Consider the following 22451-nt stretch of genomic DNA (forward strand, 5'->3'; position numbering starts at 1 on the left):
AAAAAGCATCCGTAAGGATGCAATCTTTATAATTAAGCGCTTTTTCTAAGACTTCTTAATTCTCTCGCTGAAATTTTTACTTTCTTTGGTTTACCATTGACTAAAATAGTAGCTTTTTGTAAGTTGACATTCCATTTTCTTCTTGAAGAGTTTAATGCGTGAGAACGAGTATTACCAGACATTGGTCCTTTACCACTAACTTCACATTTTCTAGCCATTATTTTCACCATCCTTTACACCTTGTGTTTCACATACTTTAGTATAATATCATTAATAATTAAAAAATGCAAACCTTTTTTCGTTTTTTTATTAATAAAGTTTTTGCTTTGCTTTTTATTAAACATATTCATCATAGCGGATTTATGTGAATATTTCAATATTTTTTTGTGATTTTCATTTACAAGTGATTTTAACTAGGGTATAATTCGTATGCATTATGTGTGAAATGTTTGTCAATAATTTAAAAATGAGATATAATGTAAATAACTATATATAAGTTTAATCAGATCGGAGGAATAGGTATGATCAAAAAAACAACTGATTTAGGTGATATTAATCTTTCATTAGATGTTGTCGCTAGTATTACTGGTGGTGCTGCCACAGAATGTTATGGTGTTGTCGGTATGGCAAGTCAGAAAATTATGAAGGATGGTTTTTATGATTTGTTAGGAAAGGATAATTATTCTAAAGGAATTGTTGTTGAAGATGGAGAAACAGGAATTATTCTCAATGTATATATTATTGTAGGATATGGTGTTAAAATTTCTGAAGTTGTATATGAGGTCCAAAAGAAAGTGAAATATGTTTTGGAAACAACTTTAGATGTCGATATTGAAGCAGTGAATGTCTTTGTACAAAGCATTCGTGTAACAGATTAATGGAGGTTGAACATGAAGAGCATAGATGGTATTCTGTTTAAAAAGATGGTTGTGACGGGGGCAATTGTACTTCATAATAATCATCCTGAAATTGATGCATTAAATGTTTTCCCTGTACCTGATGGTGATACAGGAACAAATATGTCATTGACATTCAGTGCTGGAGCAAATGAAATTGAAAAAATCGATTCAGCTGATATTTATGAGGTTGCAAAGAAATTGTCTAAAGGTTTGTTGATGGGAGCGAGAGGAAACTCTGGAGTTATTTTATCACAGATTTTTAGAGGTGTTTCTATGGCCTTTGAAGGAAAAAAAGAAGTCAATGCTGTAGAGTTAGCAAATGCTTTTAAAAATGGTGCAAAAGTAGCATATAAAGCTGTTATGCGTCCAGTTGAAGGGACTATTTTAACTGTTATTAGAGAAGCAAGTGATGCAGTTGTTAAATATGCCCAAAATGATATGGAAATTGAAGATGTTTTCTCTTATTTTGTAAAAGAGGCAGAACTATCATTAGAAAGAACACCTGAACTTTTACCAGTTTTAAAAGAAGTTGGAGTTGTTGATAGTGGTGGTGCTGGATTGCTTTTAGTTTTTACTGGATTTATGGCAGCATTAGCTGGTGAAGAAATCGAACGTGTAGAAATTAAAGGTGATACAACAAAAGATGTATTGGTTGATATTGAATCTGATGGTGAAGAAGGATATGGTTATTGTACAGAATTTATCTTTAGATTAGATCCAGGTAAGATCAAAGCATTTAAGGAAGAAAGTTTAAGAAATGAATTAGAAAGATTACCTGGAAATAGTATAGTTGTTGTACAGGATGAAGATATTGTTAAAGTTCATGTGCATACATTAAAACCAGGAAATGCTTTAAATGTTGCTCAACGTTATGGTGAGTTTATCAAATTAAAGATTGAAAACATGCAAGAACAACATAATACAATTTTGGAAGCTAATGCAGCACCGGCTACACAGGCTACACCTGTTGTACCTGAAAGAGAAGCAAAAGAAGTTGCGATTATCAGTGTTGCAGCTGGAGAAGGTATTAAAGATATGTTCTTAGAATTACATTGTGATTATGTTGTGAGTGGTGGTCAAACAATGAATCCTTCAACGGAGGATATTGTTCAGGCAATCCGTGATGTCAATGCTAAACATGTTATTATTTTACCTAATAATTCTAATATTGTAATGACTGCTCAACAAGCTGCTGTTATTTTAGAAGATGAAGTTGATGTTAAAGTGATTCCATCTAAAACAATTCCACAAGGATTATCTGCATGTATTATGTATAATCCAGAAGTGTCTTTAGATGAAAATATTGAAGAAATGAGTGAAGCAATTGCGAATGTCAAAACGGGTGAAGTGACATTTGCAATTAAAGATACAAACATTGATGGTGTTGATATTAAAGCTAATCAATATATGGCATTATGTGGTAAGAGTATTACTGCATGTGTCCCTAATAAACTAGATGCTTTAAAAGAAACATTAAAAGGATTAGTTGATGATGATTCTGAAATCATTACGTTAATTTATGGTGAAGATGTTACAGATGAAGAAATCTCTGTGATAGAAGAATATGTTGAAGAAAATTTTGATGCTGAATTAGAATGTGTCAATGGAAAACAACCAGTATATTCATTTATTGTCGGTGTTGAATAACAAAAATGTGAAAGTACCTTCGGGTACTTTTTTCTATTTTAGATTATTAATCAAAAAAAGATTTTACATTTAAAGTTTGATTAATGAATTTAGATTTAATAATAGTGTCTATGATATGAATAATAACTTGAGGATTGAATGAAATTTTTTCTTGACTTGAAGTTAACTCTAAGCTGTATAATAATGACATTGGGGAGGAAATAGTATATATGAGTAATAAAAAATTAGGATTTGGATTAATGAGATTACCATCTTTAGATGCTGATGATCCATCAAAAATTGATATTGAACAAACCAAACAAATGGTTGATACATTTATTGAGAGAGGTTTTACTTATTTTGATACAGCTTGGATGTATTGTGGTTTTGCTAGTGAGAATGCAGCCAAAGAAGCATTGGTAAAAAGATATCCAAGAGATGCTTATACATTAGCTACCAAACTTCATTCGGGTTTTATTGAAACAAAGGAAGATCGTGATCGTATTTTTAATGAACAACTTCAAAAAACAGGAGTTGAATATTTTGATTATTATTTATTACATGATATCAATCATCATTCTCATGAAATTTTTCAAAAATTAGATTGTTATGAATGGTTAAAAGAGAAAAAAGCACAAGGACTTGTGAAAAAGATGGGATTTTCGTTTCATGATGATGCTGAATATTTAGATGAAATTTTAACAGCGTATCCAGAAATGGAATTTGTTCAACTGCAAATTAATTATTTGGATTGGGAAAGTGTTGGAGTGCAGTCACATCAGTGCTATGAAGTGGCTAAAAAGCATGAGAAACCCGTGATTGTTATGGAGCCAGTGAAAGGTGGAACATTAGCAAAAGTACCTGAAGAAGTAGAAAAAATGTATAATGCGTATGCACCAGATATGTCTATTCCATCATGGGCTATTCGTTTTGCTGCTAGTTTAGATAATGTCATGATGGTTTTAAGTGGTATGAGTTCTATGGAACAATTGCTTGATAATACTCATTATATGAGTGATTTTCAACCATTAAAAGAAGAAGAGTATCAATTGATTAATAAGGCTGTTGATATTATTAATTCTACTATTACAGTTCCATGTACTGGTTGTGCTTATTGTGTTGATGGCTGTCCAATGAAAATTGCTATTCCTAAATATTTCTCATTGTATAATGCAGATTTACAGGAAGTGGCAGAAAAAGGATGGACACCTCAGGGTGAATATTATGCAAATTTAACAAAGACTTTTGGAAAAGCTAGCGATTGTATTGGCTGTGGTCAATGTGAAAGTGTTTGTCCACAACATTTGCCAATTATTGAATATTTAAAAGATGTGGCTAACCATTTTGAATCATAAGAGAGATAAAAAAATATTCAATTTGTATTGACTTAGAGTACACTCTAGGTGATATAGTAGTCACATACAAGAAAAACGTTATTTGCATGAGGCATTATAAACATGAAGTTTATAGATAACGTAAAAGTGGAGGAGTCAATGGAAATTGTTGTTGTTGATGGTCAAGGTGGTGGCATTGGTCGCAGTGTTATTACGGCTTTAAAAGAAAAATATCCTAACATATCAATTATTGGTGTTGGAACCAATAGTATTGCGACAACGAATCTCAAAAAAGGCGGAGCAGATATTATTGCTACAGGAGAAAATGCTGTGATATATAATGTTATTCATGCTGATATTGTGATTGGTCCTATAGGAATTGCTTTTGCAAATTCTATGTATGGAGAAATTACACCAGCTATTGCTCAGGCAGTTAGTGAGAGTGAAGCACAAAAGTATTTTATTCCGATTAGTAAATGCAGTGCTCATGTTGTCGGTGTTGTTTCTAAGACAATTCCACAATATATTGAAGAACTTGTGGCCTTATTAAATATATAAGATATCGTATACATGAAGTAACGATAAAACAGAAAGAAACTGTTTTCGTTATTAATGTATACGATTTTTTTATGGTGTAAGAGGGGGAGAAGATGAAAAAAATATCTTTAAAAGTTATCTTTATTGGATTAATCTTGATTTTGTTTTTATCAATAATGATAGCTATTGGTCTTGGACCAGTTAAAATATCATTGGGTAAAACCTTTCATATTATTGGTAATCAGATATTTGGAGATAATTTGTTTCCACATGACTGGACTTTAATTGAACAAAACACAATTATCTTATTACGTTTACCAAGAGTATTATTAGGGGCGATTGTGGGGGCATCACTTGCTATATGTGGAGTGAGTATGCAGGCATTGGTTAGAAATCAGTTGGCTGATCCTTTTATTTTGGGAGTCTCTTCAGGGGCATCTACATTTGCAACTTTGGATATGTTATTTGGGGTATTTGCTTTTTTAGGTACTTATCGCTTGTCATTAAGTGCTTTTATTGGTGCTGTTGTTACGATTGTTCTTGTTTATATGTTATCTAGAATAAGAGGAAAAATAAACATGACTCAACTTTTATTGTCAGGAGTTGCAATTTCAATGATTATGGATGGAATTACCAAAATGATTACATTGAGTGCGCCTAATGCACTAGGATTACATAATGCTGAATTTTGGATGTCTGGAAGTTTAGCAGGAGCAAAATGGGAGTATTTGACATTACCACTTATTACTATCATTGTTTGTATGTTTATCTTAATGATTCATTATCGAACTTTGAATGTTTTATTGCTAGGAGAAAACACAGCTGGAACATTAGGAGTTCATGTAGAACGTATGCAAAAGTTACTCATTCTTATTTCTTCACTGTTGGCTGGTGTGACAATTGCAGTCAGTGGAACAATTGGCTTTGTTGGTCTAATGTGTCCACATTTTGCAAGACTGCTGGTAGGAAGTGATCATCGAAAAGTATTACCATTAAGTGCTATTTTAGGAGCAATTCTTGTGATTTGGACAGATGTTATTGCGCGTATGCTATTTGCTCCTGAAGAGTTACCCATTGGCATCTTAACAGCAATCATTGGTGGACCCATCTTTATTTTATTATTACGTAAGAAACAATGACAGTAGGAGATAGTATTATGAAATTAGAAGTTAAAGATTTAAGTTTTCAATATAATCAAGAACAAACTTTAGAACATTTGAATCTTCATGTTGATGCCCAAAGTTTTGTTGGGATTATCGGTCCTAATGGAAGTGGAAAATCAACTTTGTTGAAAAATATTTATCGTGTCTTAAAACCAGATCAAGGTGTTATTCTCTTAAATGATGAATTTTTAAATCAAATGAATTATAAAAAGTCATCACAATTGATGTCTGTTGTTGGTCAAGAACATGAGATTGCATTTGATTTTAAAGTTGAAGAGATTGTTAAAATGGGAAGAACACCTTATAAAAGATTATTTGAACTTGATAATCAGGAAGATCAAGAAGCTGTATCAAAAGCTTTAAAACAAGTTGGGTTAAGTCATTTAGCAAAGAAAAATTATACAGAACTTTCTGGTGGAGAAAAACAACGTGTCTTATTAGCAAGAGCAATATGTCAAAATGCTGAGATTTTGATTTTAGATGAACCAACGAATCATTTAGATATCTATTATCAATTACAAATCTTTCATTTAATAAAAAGTTTAGGTCTCACAGTATTATCAGCAGTTCATGATTTAAATATTGCAAGTCAGTATTGTGATTATATTTATGTATTAAAAGATGGAAAAGTTTATGATAGTGGTAAGCCTGAGGAGATATTGACATCCCAAATGATTTATGATGTATTTCATGTTTTTTCAGATGTTTGTATCCATCCATTAACACAAAAACCACATATTACATTTTTGCCACAGATATAGAAAAAGGAGATTATTATGAAAATTGTAAAATTAGGGTTGAGTCTATTTTTATTCATCATACTTGTAGGGTGTGGACAGACAGATCAATCTAACCAAAACAACAATGAAAAATTGGTATTTAATAATTATGGTAGAACATTAGAAATCACTCAAGTACCACAAAAAGTATTAACATTAGGCCCAAATTGCAGCGAATTGTTTTGTGCATTAGGATTAGAAGATTACATTATTGGTAATTCATTAGATAATCATAGTCGTGGTCCACTTGCTGAATATAAAGCAGCTTATGATAAAATATTAGAACTCAATTATTCATCAGCAACACGTGAGGCAGTGATGACAAGTGGAGCGGATTTTATATATGGTATTGATTGGGAATTTGGTGATGAAGCACTGAGCCTTGATGAATTGTCTCAATTTGGTATCAAGGCATATGTCAATAGTGCCTCTTCGTTAGAAGAAATTTATCAGGAAATAAGTGATCTTGGAAAAATCTTTCAGATTGAAGAAAGATCAGAAGCATTTATTAAAGAACAAAAACAACGTATTCAACATATTCAAGATATTGTGTCTAAGCAAAAGCCATTAAAGGTATTGGTTTATGATAGTGGGGGTAATGGTGTCTTTACATGTAGTGGAACAAATTTTGAAAGTTTGTTAATTCAACAATCAGGTGGTCAGAATATTTTTAATGATCTTCAAGATGCACAATGGGTAACAGTTAGCAGTGAAGAGGTTTTATCAAGACAACCTGATGTGATTGTTGTGCATGATTATGATAGTCCATCATTAAAGGAAAAAATAACTGAAATGAAAAATGATCCTGCCTTGTCTCAATTAGATTGTGTTAAAAATAATCGTATTGTTTCTATTGCTTTAGAAAGTGTATTGCCAGGTGATCGTATGGCGTATGCAGTTGAAACACTTGCCAAGGGATTCTATCCTGATTTGTTTTAGGAGATTATTATGGATAAATATGAAAATTTAGAAAATATTTTAAAAAGTTATAAAAGAGTTGCAATTGCATATAGTGGTGGCTGTGATTCGAATTTTTTATTGGCAACTGCTATTAAGGTGCTAGGTAAAGAGAATGTTTTGGCTATTATATGTCATGGAGCAATGATGCCAAAAGATGATTATGAAGATGCCCATCAGTTATTAAAAGATGTAATATATCAGGAAATAGAGGTAGATGTTTTTAGTCTTAAAGCGTTTAGAGAAAATGATAAAAAAAGATGTTATTACTGTAAAAAAATGATTATGTCTCAAGTTATAGAAGTGGCTAGAAAATATGATTATCAATATATTTTAGATGGTCAAAATAGTGATGATCAAAAGGTTTATCGCCCTGGTATTCAAGCATGTCAGGAGTTAGGTATTTTATCACCTTTGGCTATGTGCCACATGAGTAAACAGGAAATTAGAGAGTATTCTCAAAAATGGCAGATTCCAACTTATAATAAGCCTGCGAATGCCTGTCTAGCTTCTCGATTTGATTATCATACAAGATTGACTGTGGAAAAATTAAATCTCGTTGATCAGGCTGAGAAAATTTTGCATGAAATAGGAATTCATCATGTGAGAGTTCGTGTTCAAGAAGAGTTGGCACGTATAGAAATGGAACCATGTCATTTTCAGATAATGTTAGAACATCTAGATGTTGTTGAGAAAATAAAAGCATTGGGTTTTCGATATGTAACGCTAGATTTAGAAGGTATAAAGAGTGGAGGATATGATCGTGAAAGTTAAGGAAATATTAGAAGCAGTTCAAAACAATCAAATAACAATTGAGGACGCTGTCAATTTAATTGATCATCCAATGGATTATGCAGATATTGATTTTGATAGACAAAAGCGTACAGGTGTAGGGGAAGTGATTTATGGAGCGGGGAAGAGTCAGGAACAGATTGCAGGCATTATTCAAAATATGTTGGATCATGATGTTGATATGATATTGGCAACACGTATAAGTAAGCAGCAGTATGAATATTTGCGAGTGCTTTATCCTGATTTTGAATATGATTCCATGGCACATACTTTTACATATAATCAAAATCCGCATATTGAAAATAAAGGTAAAATTGTTGTTGTTTGTGCTGGAACTTCAGATTTACCAGTTGCTAAAGAAGCGTATGTAACTGCACAATTTTTAGGAAATGAAGTCACACTTATCAGTGATGTTGGAGTGGCAGGGATCCATCGTTTGTTTCAACGTTTAGATAGTATTTTAGATGCCAATGTGGTGGTTGTCTGCGCTGGAATGGAAGGAGCACTTGCCTCTGTTGTTGGTGGTTTGACTGATAAACCAGTTATTGCTGTTCCGACATCAGTTGGATATGGAGCGAATTTTCAGGGATTATCAGCATTATTATCAATGTTGAATAGTTGTGCTAGTGGTGTAAGTGTTGTTAATATTGATAACGGATTTGGAGCTGGATATATGGCTCATTCTATTAATTGTTTAGGAGGAAAGAGATAATGAAAGCATTGTATTTTGATTGTAGTAGTGGAATTAGTGGAAATATGACTTTAGGAGCATTATTAGAATTAGTTGATAATAAAGAAATATTGAATAATGAACTTCAAAAATTAAATGTGGATGGTTACCATATTGATGTAACAACACAAGTTAAAAATGGAATAACTGGAACACACGTTGATGTTGTTTTAGAACATCATCATGAACATGTTGGACATCATGAGCATCACCATCACCATGAACATCGCAATTTATTTGATGTCAATCAAATCATTGATAATAGTTTGCTTGATGAATCAACAAAAGAACTGGCGAAGAAAATATTTTTAAGAGTTGCCTTGGCTGAAAGCAAGGTTCATCATGAATCATTAGAGAATGTTCATTTTCATGAAGTAGGAGCAATTGATTCGATTGTTGATATTATTGGAACTGCTATTCTTATTCAAGAAATCAAACCAGATGTGATTTACAGTAGTGTTGTTAATGATGGATATGGTTTTATTGAATGTGCACATGGAACAATTGCTGTACCAGTACCTGCAACAACTGAAATTTTTGCTGCTAGTGATGTTATTTCACGTCAAATTGATATTGATACTGAGTTAGTGACACCTACAGGTGCAGCAATTATTGCTGAATTAGCCAGTGAATATGGACCAATGCCAGCTATGAATATTCAACATGTTGGTTGGGGATGTGGGACAAAGAATTTAAAAATTCCTAATGTTTTAAAAGTTACAATGGGTGAAATAAAAGAAAAGAATGATGATATCATTGTCATGGAGACAAATATTGATGATTGTACTGGTGAAATATTATCTTATACGATGGAAAAGTTATTTGATGCAGGGGCTCTTGATGTTTTCTTTACACCTATTTTTATGAAAAAAAATCGCCCAGCTTATCGCTTAACTGTATCTTGTCAACATAATACATTAGATAAATTAAAAAATATTATCTTTCAAGAAACAACAACCATTGGAATACGTTACCGATATGAAAAAAGATTTGTTTTAAAAAGACAAATCAAAGAAATGAAAACCTCACTTGGAACAGTTCATTTTAAATGTTGTGAGCACAATGGACAAATATATGAGTATCCTGAATTTGAAGATATTAAAAAAATTGCACTGCAAACAAATCTTTCTATTAGAGAAGTTATAAAAGAAATAACTCAAAAATAATACATATTATTGATTGAAAACGAAGCGACTTTAGTGCTTCGTTTTTAACTTTAATATCGTTATTTTACCCTCAATATTAAACTACCATTCCTGCACATTAACTTCATTGTCACAACTGTAAATTATTTTATATAGAATGATTTCATAATGGATTTTCAAAACTTTGCTTCAGTTCACGAAACAATGCATGTTCTAAATCGTACTTATATGAACTTCTTGAATTGATATTCTTTAACAAGGCTAATAAAATCCTAGATATTGAAACATATATGATTATGAGTAAGAATAATATAATGCATTATTTTGATGATTATGGGTTTACTCATTCTCTGTTCAATAGAACAAACTTTATTGATAGTCGTGGATTATTATAGATGTATAATATTGAATAGAGCTTGACATGATGTTTGACAATTGCTATATGCAATTATATAATAAAATTGTAAAATGTTTCCATTAAAAAAAGAAATTCCTCCTTTTTTTGCGTATATATATAATAGGAGGGTAAATAATGGAAGCAGTTAAATTAGCACTTGATTATAAGGAAGACCTGTTTTTTAAATACTACTGTGGCAGTGGGCATCAGGATGCCTTTAGATTCAGAAAGTTCCTGATAGAGAATATCACTCATCTGGATATGACTGATGCAAGAATCAGCAATACAGAACTGACAACTCTGTCCAAGACTGACAAGAGAATCATCATGGATACCTTAATCACAAAGGATGGCTATCAGGTAGATATGGAGATGCAGAATACAATATTGAATTCCTTTCTCAGCAAAAGGTTTCAGTATTATGCATGCAAGAGCATTGTGATACAGCTGGCAGATGGAGAAAAGGATTATGGCAAGCTCAAGGAGTTCTATCTGATTATCTTCATCAATGAAGATAATGTTCATCTCATCAATCATGGAACCCTGAGATATGAAGATGGAAAGCAGATGAGAGACTGTGTGATACATATCTACTATGTGAATCTCAAAGCGATAAACAAAATAGCGAGACAAAGGAAACTAAGTGAGTTTGAAGCAGTCATCTATCTTATGGCAAACAATACAGTAGAAAACATTAAATATGAAGAAAAGGAGGAAATGATTCAATATATGGAAAGAAGCTATGAAATGTTTAAGGCAGATGGTGCGTTAATTAGAGAGTTGCTGGAAGAAAGAGAAAAGGAATTCTTTCATGCGATGGAACTTAATGAAACAAGACAAGAAGGGAAAAAAGAAGGGATAATTCAAACAATAAATAATTTGATTATGATAAAATACCACAAAGATGCTAACAAGTGGTTAAGTCAATGTCAGGAGAAAGAATTGATAAAAATTTTATCTTTAATTAGTAGTAATGCATCCTATGAAAGTTTAGTTGAACAGTTTAAGCAAGATAATTAAGCGATATGCTAAAGTTTAAAAGAAAGGATGATTGGGCATATGGAAATAAGCTATGAAATGTTTAAATCAGATGGAGCATTAATTAGAGAGTTGCTGGAGGAAAGAGAAAAGGAATTCTTTCATGCGATGGAACTTAATGAAACAAGACAAGAAGGAATGAAATGAAATAGGCGAAGTCTAGAAGACCTCGCCCCTTCCCGAACCGTACGGGCACCTTTCAATGCATACGGCTCTCCATTTCTAAGTGAGTTTTCGTTTTGTGATTTGATTATATTCTAAAAGGTTTTGACTGACCTTTGTAAAACATTCCTGACACAAACATATTTGTCTACGGTTTATTCTTATCATTTCTTTAATGATATGAGAATAAGGCATACGTAGTAAACTTATCTTCTTTCTATGAAACATGATATGCTGATGTGGATTGCCACATATATAACAGTTTCTTTTGAGAGGATTCGTATCTTTATATTTGTATTCCACAGATTGCTTGATTTTATTAAGCCACTGAGGAAAGAATATTTTATCTCTTTTAAATGAATGGTATAGAGCTAACCTGATTGTTTTGCCTTGACCTTTATCATTTGTATACGAATAAATCAGTTGTGAATGATATTTCCTGAAGACTTTCTTTAGTGAAATATCATACTTGCGTGCAATAGTATAGGCGATAGAATACTGAATGATGTACTGAATTCTATGCATGTCATAGTAGTTTCTGCATCCCTGGTTATTGTTAATTAAACCTCTTAGAACCTGATTGCCATAGACAATAATATCTTCTATAGGTTTATATAATAATCGTTTAATGGAAGTGGGATATCCAAATGCATTACACATTCCCTTGTCATATAACTTTCGTATCAGCTTCTTGTTATCGATGAGAATATCAATGTCAGGGAAACCTCCTATTGATAAGATACCCAAGAAAGTGTGCCTTTTCGTTCTTCGCATGTGTGATGAGTGTCTTTTCTTCGCTGAGTCTCAGATGAAGTTCATTTTCAAGAAAGTGTTTTATTTCCTGTTTGAGCTGCTTGGCATAGGCTTTTGAAGAAATGACTCCAACCAGAAAATCGTCTGCATAGCGAACGTAGCGAATCCTACGAAAGTTAGGGTCAAGGTTATCAACGGAAGAGGTTGTTTTCAGCTCTTTCCTTAGTCGTTTGATTTCCTTGACATCATGAATACTAATGGCTTTATTGAACTGATATCTTAGTTTATTATATTTTGGATTTTTCTTACGATATTTTCCTATTGTATCACGCTTGATGATATCTTCCATAAATCTATCCAGTTTATCAAGATAGATGTTCGCAAGAATTGGACTGCTGCATGAGCCTTGAGCGTTGCCTCGCTTTGTTGGAAGGAACTTGTGTTCCATATCGAAGTAACCTGCTTTGAGTAGCTTATTGATGAGACGGATAAAACGTTCATCATTAATTCTTTCTCTTAGGATGGATTCAAGGATACGATGATCAATTTCATCAAAACATGCAGAGATATCTCCTTCAATAAACCATACGGCAGACTTCCAGGTAGAGACTTGAGCTAAGGCACTATGGACACTGCGATTGGGACGAAAGCTATGGGAAAGATTAGAAAATGTAGGTTCATAGATACATTCGAGTATGATACGAATACATTCCTGTACTAGCTTGTCTTTTCCATTGGGAAAGCTAAGCTTGCGCATCTTTCCATTCTTCTTGGGAATGTAAGTGATTCTGTTAGGCTGGGGATGATAACTTTCATCTTTAAAGGATGAAATGAGCTCATCAATCCATTCCTCACAGAATCCATGAAGAGAGGTTCCATCACTGCCGGCAGTTTCAGCACCATCATTGGATTTGATACTGTTATAGGCAATGTAGTAGAAATCTCTGTCGTATAAAAGACGATAGACATCCTTGTTGATGTAACAGTGATTGAGGCTGTTACGGGAACGAAAACCTTCTAGTTTCGTTAAAAGTTTTTGATGACTCATTCGGGTCAACTCCTTTCAAAAATAGAAATTAGAAACTGTCTCCTTTCACCATGTATTATCCATTACAGATAATCGTTGGGCTACTATTGAGACTCTCTACCCGTGATGGCTTAAATAAAGAAAAACCAGAGCACTAGGGTATATCACGGTAACACTTAATATAGTAACTCCATACTTAGGTATCCAATTGGTCTTTTGGGTTGACGATGTCAACTGTGCTAAACTACCTACTTATATTCAGTCCTTCTTATACTGAATATATAGTTTAGAGACAAGAGTGGCTACTTGAATGTGATCATAAAACCACAAGACTTGACTTTAACTCTGGAAGTTTTACCATATATGGCCTAGCTCGCCAGGCCACTTGTTCCGATAGGAACTAATCATGGCTTTACCGACATGCTATGGTCTCTGTTGGGCTTATCCCCGCGAGATAAGTCGGTTGCTTTACATCGCAGTGTAGGAGCGATGATTTCAAAAGAAATATATATTAAGCGCAGACGCGTGCGCACAGAAGGTATGATTAAAATGCTTAGTCATCTTATAATGAAAAAATATCATAAAGATGCAACAGATTATCTAAAGCAATGTAATGAAGATGAATTAGAAAGAATAAGTGATTTAATGAATGATAATGTACCTTATGAAAGTTTAGTCAAACAGTATATGGTGGATTAAAAGAAAGGCTCATAGGCGAAGGAGTAATGATTAATTTTTCATTACTCTTTTTTCATTTAAATTTATTTATAATAATAGTCTTAACCTTAATTGCATTTTCATCTTAAGGAGATTTTAAATAATGTTCAAATTTTACTTGATTTGGAAGATGATCAAAATATCATCATTACTGGATTAAGTGATGTATTTGTTTTTTTATATAGTTCTCAAATGCATATTAAGGAAGAGTGATATGTGCTATTTAGGATAATATCATTTAAGATGGTAATCAGATCAAAGAAACTGAGAATGGTTGAGATATACTCCATCTGTATAGAGATAGTTATTATAGATATATACTTTTGAGTAAATACTTATTAAAAGAAAAGTGATTTCATATCAGTAAAATTGATTTTTATTGAAATAAAAAAAATGAACATCGGCAAATTGATATACGGACGTTCATTCCTTATAAATTGATATAAAAGTTTCAAATCTATTTAGAGAAGCTGAAAATGTTTTAATGCTTTTGTAATACCATCGTGTTCGACATCATCAGTGACATAATCAGCGACAGTCTTGACTTCATCGTTGGCATTCCCCATAGCAATACTAATAGCAACATGTTTTAACATAGGAATATCATTTCCACCATCGCCAAAAGCCATTGTCTCTTCTAAATTGATATGATAATATTTCAAAAATTCATCAATCCCATGTTGTTTTGTCCCACCAAGTGGCGAAATATCACAAAAAAGTGGATGCCATCTTGCTGAAATACAATGTGGCATAACCTTTAAAATTTCTTTTTCTTCATTTTCATTTACAAAACACATGCATTGGTATATTTTTTGATGAACAACTTGCGAACAATCTCCAGCAGGATGATCATCATTATGAGTAATACGATGAATTTCATCGACACGTTCATCACGTAAATTGAAATATTTGGTATGTTCTTCTGTGAATCCACAAGGAAAAGGTTTTTGTTCAAGATAATCTAATAAGGCTTTTAAATCTTGTGATTGAATTGTATTTTCATATATAATTTTTTCTTTTGTGTAACAATATTGTCCATTTAATGTAATATATCCATCAAAAGGAAAATCTTTTAAAACATCAAGACCATCTTTTCCTCTCCCGGTTGCAATAAATAATTTGATCCCCTTTTTTTGTAATTGTTTTAGTGTATCAAATGTATTTTCAGGAATTTTATGAGTTTGAAAACTCACTAAAGTTCCATCAATATCAAAGAAAATTGCTTTTATCATAATCTTTCCTCCATATGTTATGATTATACCATTAAGTTGTATTCATTCAAAAAATTATTTTCATAATTTGATTGATTTTTATGTTTTCTTATTTTGCTTGTTATAATAACAAGGAAAGTGTGGGGATACAATGTTTGATGTTTTGATAAAGTCTTTTACCTTTATATTGATTATTGTGATTGCATATAGTTTAAAAAAAGCAAAAATATTAAAAAAAGAAGATGCCAATGTTTTAGCAACGATTATCATGAATATTACTTTACCATGTGCCCTTTTAACGAGTGCTAATGGAATTGCTTTAGATAGTACAATTTTAATATTGATTGCTATTGGTATTCTTTCTAATGTCATGATGATTATGATTGGTTATTTAGCAAGTATGAAAGATAATGCAAAAATGAAAGGGGCATACATGATTAATACCTCTGGTTATAATATTGGAAATTTTGTCTTGCCTTTTGTGCAAAGTTTTTTTCCAGGATTAGGAGTTGTCTATTTATGTTCTTTTGATATTGGTAATGCTTTAATGGGATTAGGAATAACATATGCTGCAGCAGATCATGTTGCAAGTGGAGAAAATCATTTTGATATATCAGAATTATTTAAAAAATTATTTTCTTCAATTCCATTTGATGTTTATGTTTTGATTTTTATACTTGCTATTTTTAAACTTCAAATTCCTTCACCAATATTGACAATTGCTTCAACAATTGGAGCAGGTAATAGTTTTTTAGCCATGTTGATGATTGGATTAATGTTAGAAATTCAAGTTTCTGCCTCAGAAGCTAAAAATGTTTTTAAGATACTAGGACTAAGAATTATAGGGACAATTTTCATTTCAGGATTAACACTTTTGTTACCTTTGCCTATCTTAGCTAAACAAATATTGATTATGGCATATTGTGCACCATTGTCAACAGTATCAGCTGTTTTCACCAAGAAAATTGGTTATCAAGGTGATATGTCAGCAACGGCAAATTCATTAAGTATTGTTTTATCGATTGTTTGCATAGTTATTTTGTTATTGATATTTATATAATATATTGTTTTTATAGAGACCATAATTTTTATGGCTCTTTTTTTTATTTCAGATTAAAATAAAAATAGGGGAGAAGGGAGGTGACATATGTCTGTATCAAATAATTATGAAGTGAGAATTATTTTAGGATATGATCAAAGAGGTAAACCAATTTATACTTCTATTTATACAGAAAGATATCCTGAAATAGAAATTGTTAATTGTCATCATTCACAAAAGAAAATAAAGAAAGTCTTATTTGAGGATGTTTTAGAAAGGTGGCTAATTTCGATTAGAGAAAGTGTAAAACCACAGAGTTTTTATAAATATCAGGCAACAGTTCATTTATATCTTATTCCTTATATGGGAAAAGAAGATATAAAAACAGTGAATGCCTTATTGATCAATCAATTTTTAGAGAAAATGGCCAGTAGTGGCAGACAAAATCATGAAGGACTTTCAGAAAGTACTTTAAAGATGATTGTCTTTATTATCAAAGATACTTTTAAGTATGCTTATTATCATGGCTTAAGAGAAGAAACAATAGGTAAAATTATTGTTCCTAAGAAAAAACAAACATCAATACATTTGAATATATTACAAGAAAAAGATCGTAGAAAATTGGTTGAATATATTTTTAATCATCCTTATCCGTTATATATAGGTATTGGATTAAGTCTTTGCTGTGGCCTAAGAATTGGGGAAATATGTGCTTTGCAAGGGAAAAATATTGATTTAGAAAATCAGTATATGAGTATTGATGGAACGATGCAAAGAATCAAAGTAGAAGATGGTCAACAAAAAACATCAATTGTTATTTCTACACCTAAATCAAAAACATCAAAACGGATTGTACCAATCCCACATGTGATGTTTGAATTATTACAACAAATTCATTATCAGGAAGAAGATTATATATTATCTGCAAGTTCAAATTATATTGAACCGAGAAGATTATCAAGACATTTTAAAAAATTATTAAGAATCTTAGAAATAGAAGATATTAATTATCATAGTCTAAGACATACTTTTGCTTCATTATGTATAGAATCAGGAATGGATGATCGGACATTAAGTGAAATCCTTGGGCATTCTAGTGTGAATATGACATTAAATCGTTATGTTCATCCTCATCTCAAGATTAAACATGAAATGATCAATAAAGTTGATTTTAAATAAAAAAGTCCAAGAATATACTATTCTTAGACTTTATCGACGACTTCTGTATCATTATAAGGTAAAATAATATATTTTGCAACCAGTTGTTTGGATTATTAAGTCAATAGAATTGTATATTTCTATAAAATTCATCAATTATATAAGATATTATGCTGAGTTTTTCTCTTAGAATAGTATATTCTACGACAGACTTCAGTACAATATTTTTGATGAAATAATCACTGACGAGCGCATGTTATGGAGTTAAAATGTTCATAGATGAAAAAGGTGTAACTGTTTTTTTATATAGTTACACTGGGATTTTACTGTCTTTTGGAGGTAAGAATGATAGACTGGTTTGTATTGGAAGTCAATTTTGAAAATGAAAATAAAATACTTGATATCTTGAATTCGGATCTTTTTCTACCTTGTGTAAAAAGATCTTTTATTTTAAGAAGAAAGCAATTAAAGAGTTTTGGTACAGAATGGAAAATATATGAATTTGATGTTTTAAAGGGTATTATTTTTTTAGAGATTTGTAATTTAAATTTATTTAAAAAGACATTAGTAAAATGTAAAGAAATCTTTGAATTGAATCATCATCAAAAGATAAAATTAAAAAAATTACAAGAATATGATTTATTGTTTTTAAATAAATTTAATTCTACAACTATTGATCATTCTACAGGAGATATTGTAAATGGAAAGATTGTTGTTAATGAAGGACCATTAAAAGGATGCGAAGATATGATTAGAAAAGTTGATCGTCATAAACGATTAGCTTTTTTTAAATATAAATTTTCTTTTAGTGATAGTGATATTTGTTTGGGATTAGAAATCAAGAATAAAACTGTATAGGAATATTATCAAAATATAATATTAAAAGGATAACAAATAGAAAAATTATTAATGCTATATATTCTAAAGCCAAGATACGAGAATGTAATTATTTTAAGCAAGTATATAGTAAACTGATTTTTTGCGTTTGAAAGGAGTTGAAGGGGAATTATGAAAAAAAGAATTATCCCATTCTCACCACCTGATATGGGTGATAATGAGATAAATGAAGTTATAGGGACTTTAAAATCAGGATGGATTACAACTGGTCCTAAAGTCAAGGAATTCGAAAAGGAAATTGCTCAGTTCTGCCATACATCTCAAGCAGTATGTCTCAATAGTGCAACTGCCTGTATGGAAATGACTTTAAGAATGCTAGGTGTTGGTCCTGGTGATGAAGTCATTACATCTGCCTATACCTATACTGCATCTTGCAGTGTTATCTGTCATGTTGGGGCAACACCTGTATTGGTTGATGTCAGCAAGGATTCCTATGAAATGGATTATGATCAGCTGGCTGATAAGATAACGGATAGAACAAAGGTTATCATTCCAGTTGATTTGGCTGGTATCATGTGTGATTATGATAGAATATTTGAAGTTGTTGAAGCAAGGAAAGAATTGTTTCATCCATCAAATCAGCTTCAGAAAGCATTTGGAAGAATTATTGTAATGGCAGATGCAGCTCATGCATTTGGAGCAGAAAGAAAAGGAAAGATGTGTGGTGAGGTCGCAGACTTCACTTCTTTTAGTTTCCACGCAGTGAAGAATCTAACAACTGCAGAAGGAGGAGCGGTTGTCTGGAGAGATATACCTGAAATTGATAATGACTGGATATATCATCAGTATCAGCTGTTATCATTGCATGGTCAAACAAAGGATGCGCTTAATAAGACAAAGCTAGGAGCATGGGAATACGATATCATGTCACCATCCTATAAATGTAATATGACAGATATTATGGGTGGAATAGGCTTGGCTCAATTTAAGAGATATCCAGAAATGTTAGCAAGAAGAAAAGAGATTATATCTCAATATAATGTGACACTTAAGCCATTGGGGATAGAGGTGCTCAATCATTATAGCGATGATCATCAGTCAAGTGGACACCTGTATCTCACAAGAATTCCAGGATTAAATCTAGAACAGAGAAATCATATTATAGAGAAGATGGCAGAGAAAGGCATAGCATGCAATGTGCATTATAAGCCATTGCCATTATTAACAGCATATAAGAATCTTGGCTTTGATATTAAGGACTATCCAAATGCCTATGATATGTATAAGAATGAAATCACATTGCCACTTCATACACATCTAAGTGATGAGGATGTCAATTATGTGATTCAGTGTATAAAGGAGGTAATTGGATGTATTTAATAGTAGGTGGGACAAGTTTTATAGGAGTATATGTAGTTGATGAACTACTATCTCACAATTGTAAAATAGCCGTAACGGGCAGAAATAATAAATTTAAAAATTATTTTCTTTCAAAAGGAGTTCCATATTACAATTTGGATTTAACTAATAAAGATGATTTTAATAGTTTACCTAAAAAAAATATAGAAGGTGTTATTTTATTGGGTGGGCTATTACCTGCAAATGTAAATTTGGGTCAGTGTGAAGAAAATGCTGCTGATTACTTTCTAGTAAATACTATAGGAACTATAAATTTATTAGAATATTGTAGAGAAAATGGTATAAAAAGAGTTATTTCTACAACATCATATGCCGATGTGATAAATTCATGGTCAAAAGATAGGGCACTTACAGAAGAAGAACCAAGAAATTACAAATATGATGGAGACCATGCAGTATATGTTTTTTCTAAGAATGCTGCCAATGATGTGCTTGAATATTATAATCAACAATATGGAATGAGAAATGCAGTATTTAGATTTCCGATGGTTTTAGGAGTTGGACCACATGGCTATTATAGTGTTAATGGTCAACAACAGAAATCGGGTTTCCAAATATTTTTGGATAATTCTATTAATGGAGAAGATATTTGTATATTTGGGGATTCATCAACGATTAGGGATGTCGTGTATATCAAAGATGTAGCTAAGGCTTTTTACCTAGCACTTAAGAGTGAAAAAACATATGGGCTATATAATATAACTTCTGGTAGAGGATTATCGTTGTTAGAGCAAGCAAATATAATGGCGGAAATATTTAAAACTGAAAAAAAATCAAATATTATACTAAAACCAGAAATAGCCAATCATTCAAAATCATTTCTTTTTTCCATTGAAAAAGCAAATAGAGATTTTGGATATAATCCCAAATACTCTGATTTTAGAGTAATGATGGAAGATTATAAAAAGGATTTGCAGGCAAACAAATATATTGATTTGTTTAAATATTAGTGGGGAGAAACAAATGTACAATAGAATAAAAAGATTTATCGATTTTTTAATATCATTAATTATTTTACCAATTCTACTGTTATTAATAATTATTGTAGGTATTGCAATAAAATTAGATGATGGAGGACCAGTTTTTTATTTTGGAGAAAGAATAGGATATCATGGGAAAATATTTAAAATGTTCAAATTTAGATCTATGAAGGTTAATGCTCCTGATTTAAGATATGACGATGGATCAACTTATAATGCTGAGAATGATCCGAGAGTAACTAAAGTTGGTAAATTTTTAAGAAGAACAAGTTTGGATGAAGTGCCACAGTTTTTTAATGTGTTACTAGGCGATATGGCTTTTATAGGCCCAAGACCAGATAGTGCTTTTTACTTAAGTGAATATACTGATGAAGAAAGAGTAATACTCAGTGTTAGGCCTGGCATTACTGGATATAACCAAGCAATTAATCGAAACTCCGTTTCAACTAAAGAAAAATTACAAAACGATATTATATATGTTAATAAAATGTCTTTCTTTTTTGATGTAAAAATTATATTTATGACTATTGTGAGTGTGCTTCATTCAAAAAATATTTATCGAGATACTAATAAAGAAGAGACTATTGTTGAACTTGAGGAGAAATAATATGAAAAAGATAATGATATTAGGTGCAAGTGAATTGCAATTACCAGCTATTCAATGTGCAAATAGTATGGGAATAGAAACAATAGTACTTGATTTTGACGCTAATGCTATTGGGAGAAATGAGGCCTCAAAATTTTACGAAGTAAGTACATTAGATTATGATAAAGTTTTAGAAATAGCAAAATTCGAAAAAATTGACGGTATTATGACTATTTGTAGCGATCGACCAATGACAGTAGTAGCTAGGGTTGGTGAAAAATTAGGATTAAATACGATTTCGTATGAAACAGCTTTAAAAGCAACTGATAAAGGTCTAATGAGGAAAGCATTGTTTGAAAATAACGTGCCAATTCCTCAATTTTTTATATGTAGAACATACGAAGATGTAGAACATGCAGTCAATAGTATCCAAGGTGAATGTATTTTTAAGCCATCAAATAACTCTGGAAGTAGAGGAATATATTTATATGACGAAAATAAAAATCTACAAGATGCATATAGTTATTCAAAACAATATAGTACTGACAATATTGTGCTGGTAGAAGAATTTATGAAAGGCCCAGAAGTTAGTGTAGAGGCCTTTGTAATAAATGGTGAAGTAAATATTATTCAAATTACAGATAAAATAACAACTGGAGCGCCATACTTTGTAGAAATGGGTCACACCCAACCTTCATCATTACCAAATGATATACAATCTCAAATTAGAAAAGTTGCTATAAAGGGAATACAAGCATTAAATATTGATAATGGTCCAGCACATGTAGAGATTAAAGTTACAGAACAAGGACCAAAAATTGTTGAGATTGGAGCAAGGTTAGGTGGAGATTATATTACTACTGATTTAGTTCCATTATCAACAGGGGTTAATATGGTTGAATTAACTATAAAAAACGCTTTAAACTTTCCTGTAGATATTAAAAAGTTGTTTTTGAAAAGTTCGGCGATTAGATATATTAATGATGAGCTAGAAATTCCAGAAGAATTTAAAACTAAAGTGACTTATTATTTTAATAAAGATATACAATTAAGTGATATAAAATCAAGTAATGACAGAAGAGGATATTATATTATTCAAACTATGAATCTGGACGAATTAGATAGTGTAATATCGGAAATTCAAAGAATAAATGAGAGGAGATGA

Annotated in this window: 24 protein-coding genes; 20 read left to right on the top strand and 4 right to left on the bottom strand. The window is 31.5% G+C overall.

The window, feature by feature from the left end; all coding sequences use genetic code 11:
* Positions 1-32: 32 nt before the first annotated feature.
* A complete protein-coding gene (gene rpmB, locus BN1865_RS00995) occupies positions 33-218 on the bottom strand; it encodes a 50S ribosomal protein L28 (protein ID WP_028042320.1) in 186 nt (61 codons plus the stop codon).
* A gap of 303 nt (positions 219-521) precedes the next feature.
* Between rpmB and BN1865_RS01000 the strand changes: the two genes are divergently transcribed.
* From BN1865_RS01000 to BN1865_RS18890, 12 genes are all read left to right on the top strand, one after another.
* Positions 522-878 carry an Asp23/Gls24 family envelope stress response protein gene (locus BN1865_RS01000; protein WP_028042319.1) on the top strand — a complete coding sequence of 119 codons (357 nt, stop codon included), beginning with the start codon at positions 522-524 and terminating at the stop codon, positions 876-878.
* Between the two features lie 12 nt (positions 879-890).
* Entirely contained in the window at positions 891-2546 is a 1656-nt protein-coding gene (locus BN1865_RS01005) for a DAK2 domain-containing protein (RefSeq protein ID WP_050635401.1), read from the top strand.
* A gap of 209 nt (positions 2547-2755) precedes the next feature.
* On the top strand, positions 2756-3880 hold the full coding sequence (locus BN1865_RS01010) for an aldo/keto reductase (RefSeq protein ID WP_050635402.1): 1125 nt from the start codon (positions 2756-2758) through the stop codon (positions 3878-3880).
* Between the two features lie 138 nt (positions 3881-4018).
* Entirely contained in the window at positions 4019-4417 is a 399-nt protein-coding gene (locus BN1865_RS01015) for a DUF3842 family protein (RefSeq protein ID WP_050635403.1), read from the top strand.
* Between the two features lie 92 nt (positions 4418-4509).
* Complete coding sequence (locus BN1865_RS01020; RefSeq protein WP_050635404.1) at positions 4510-5535, top strand: FecCD family ABC transporter permease; 1026 nt, start codon at positions 4510-4512, stop codon at positions 5533-5535.
* 17 nt (positions 5536-5552) lie between these two features.
* Positions 5553-6320, top strand: coding sequence for an ABC transporter ATP-binding protein (locus BN1865_RS01025; protein WP_050635405.1), 768 nt, complete (start codon positions 5553-5555; stop codon positions 6318-6320).
* Positions 6321-6335: 15 nt separating this feature from the next.
* Positions 6336-7277 carry an ABC transporter substrate-binding protein gene (locus BN1865_RS01030; RefSeq protein ID WP_050635406.1) on the top strand — a complete coding sequence of 314 codons (942 nt, stop codon included), beginning with the start codon at positions 6336-6338 and terminating at the stop codon, positions 7275-7277.
* Positions 7278-7286: 9 nt separating this feature from the next.
* Positions 7287-8069 carry an ATP-dependent sacrificial sulfur transferase LarE gene (larE, locus tag BN1865_RS01035; RefSeq protein ID WP_050635407.1) on the top strand — a complete coding sequence of 261 codons (783 nt, stop codon included), beginning with the start codon at positions 7287-7289 and terminating at the stop codon, positions 8067-8069.
* Positions 8053-8799, top strand: coding sequence for a nickel pincer cofactor biosynthesis protein LarB (gene larB / locus BN1865_RS01040; RefSeq protein ID WP_050635408.1), 747 nt, complete (start codon positions 8053-8055; stop codon positions 8797-8799). The genes larE and larB overlap by 17 nt, the downstream gene beginning before the upstream one ends.
* Positions 8799-9983: a nickel pincer cofactor biosynthesis protein LarC gene (larC, locus tag BN1865_RS01045; RefSeq protein ID WP_050635409.1), complete on the top strand. Its 1185-nt coding sequence runs from the start codon at positions 8799-8801 to the stop codon at positions 9981-9983. The genes larB and larC overlap by 1 nt, the downstream gene beginning before the upstream one ends.
* Positions 9984-10494: 511 nt before the next feature.
* Complete coding sequence (locus tag BN1865_RS01050; protein WP_050635410.1) at positions 10495-11379, top strand: hypothetical protein; 885 nt, start codon at positions 10495-10497, stop codon at positions 11377-11379.
* 39 nt (positions 11380-11418) lie between these two features.
* The gene (locus BN1865_RS18890; RefSeq protein ID WP_255351743.1) at positions 11419-11544 is read left to right on the top strand and encodes a hypothetical protein; all 126 of its coding nucleotides are present in this window, start codon (positions 11419-11421) and stop codon (positions 11542-11544) included.
* 75 nt (positions 11545-11619) lie between these two features.
* On the opposite strand, the gene BN1865_RS19050 is transcribed toward BN1865_RS18890, so the two are convergent.
* Together BN1865_RS19050 and BN1865_RS18530 are read right to left on the bottom strand one after the other, a co-directional pair.
* A complete protein-coding gene (locus tag BN1865_RS19050; protein WP_445082200.1) occupies positions 11620-12333 on the bottom strand; it encodes a group II intron reverse transcriptase/maturase in 714 nt (237 codons plus the stop codon).
* Entirely contained in the window at positions 12275-13360 is a 1086-nt protein-coding gene (locus tag BN1865_RS18530) for a reverse transcriptase/maturase family protein (protein WP_198527216.1), read from the bottom strand. Before BN1865_RS18530 ends, BN1865_RS19050 begins: the two co-directional genes overlap by 59 nt.
* Before the next feature lie 546 nt (positions 13361-13906).
* Between BN1865_RS18530 and BN1865_RS18895 the strand changes: the two genes are divergently transcribed.
* Complete coding sequence (locus tag BN1865_RS18895) at positions 13907-14038, top strand: hypothetical protein (RefSeq protein WP_255351744.1); 132 nt, start codon at positions 13907-13909, stop codon at positions 14036-14038.
* Positions 14039-14517: 479 nt separating this feature from the next.
* Here the strand turns inward: BN1865_RS18895 and BN1865_RS01060 are convergent, their stop codons facing one another.
* Complete coding sequence (locus BN1865_RS01060; RefSeq protein ID WP_050635411.1) at positions 14518-15288, bottom strand: Cof-type HAD-IIB family hydrolase; 771 nt, start codon at positions 15286-15288, stop codon at positions 14518-14520.
* 130 nt (positions 15289-15418) lie between these two features.
* Here BN1865_RS01060 and BN1865_RS01065 point away from each other — a divergent pair, with 130 nt between their 5' ends.
* From BN1865_RS01065 to BN1865_RS01095, 7 genes are all read left to right on the top strand, one after another.
* Positions 15419-16327 (top strand): AEC family transporter, encoded by a 909-nt coding sequence (locus BN1865_RS01065; RefSeq protein WP_050635412.1) that lies wholly within the window; start codon positions 15419-15421, stop codon positions 16325-16327.
* An 87-nt stretch (positions 16328-16414) separates the two neighbouring features.
* Positions 16415-17485 (top strand): tyrosine-type recombinase/integrase, encoded by a 1071-nt coding sequence (locus tag BN1865_RS01070; RefSeq protein ID WP_050635413.1) that lies wholly within the window; start codon positions 16415-16417, stop codon positions 17483-17485.
* 324 nt (positions 17486-17809) lie between these two features.
* Positions 17810-18322, top strand: a complete 513-nt coding sequence (locus BN1865_RS01075; protein ID WP_050635414.1) for a hypothetical protein — start codon at positions 17810-17812, stop codon at positions 18320-18322.
* Positions 18323-18472: 150 nt separating this feature from the next.
* Complete coding sequence (locus BN1865_RS01080; RefSeq protein ID WP_050635415.1) at positions 18473-19681, top strand: DegT/DnrJ/EryC1/StrS family aminotransferase; 1209 nt, start codon at positions 18473-18475, stop codon at positions 19679-19681.
* Complete coding sequence (locus tag BN1865_RS01085; RefSeq protein WP_050635416.1) at positions 19672-20670, top strand: NAD-dependent epimerase/dehydratase family protein; 999 nt, start codon at positions 19672-19674, stop codon at positions 20668-20670. Before BN1865_RS01080 ends, BN1865_RS01085 begins: the two co-directional genes overlap by 10 nt.
* A 13-nt stretch (positions 20671-20683) precedes the next feature.
* Positions 20684-21307: a sugar transferase gene (locus BN1865_RS01090; protein WP_050635417.1), complete on the top strand. Its 624-nt coding sequence runs from the start codon at positions 20684-20686 to the stop codon at positions 21305-21307.
* A 1-nt stretch (position 21308) separates the two neighbouring features.
* Positions 21309-22451 (top strand): ATP-grasp domain-containing protein, encoded by a 1143-nt coding sequence (locus BN1865_RS01095; RefSeq protein ID WP_050635418.1) that lies wholly within the window; start codon positions 21309-21311, stop codon positions 22449-22451.

Origin of the sequence: Candidatus Stoquefichus sp. SB1 (assembly GCF_001244545.1) — a bacterium.
GTDB lineage: Bacteria > Bacillota_I > Bacilli_A > Erysipelotrichales > Coprobacillaceae > Stoquefichus.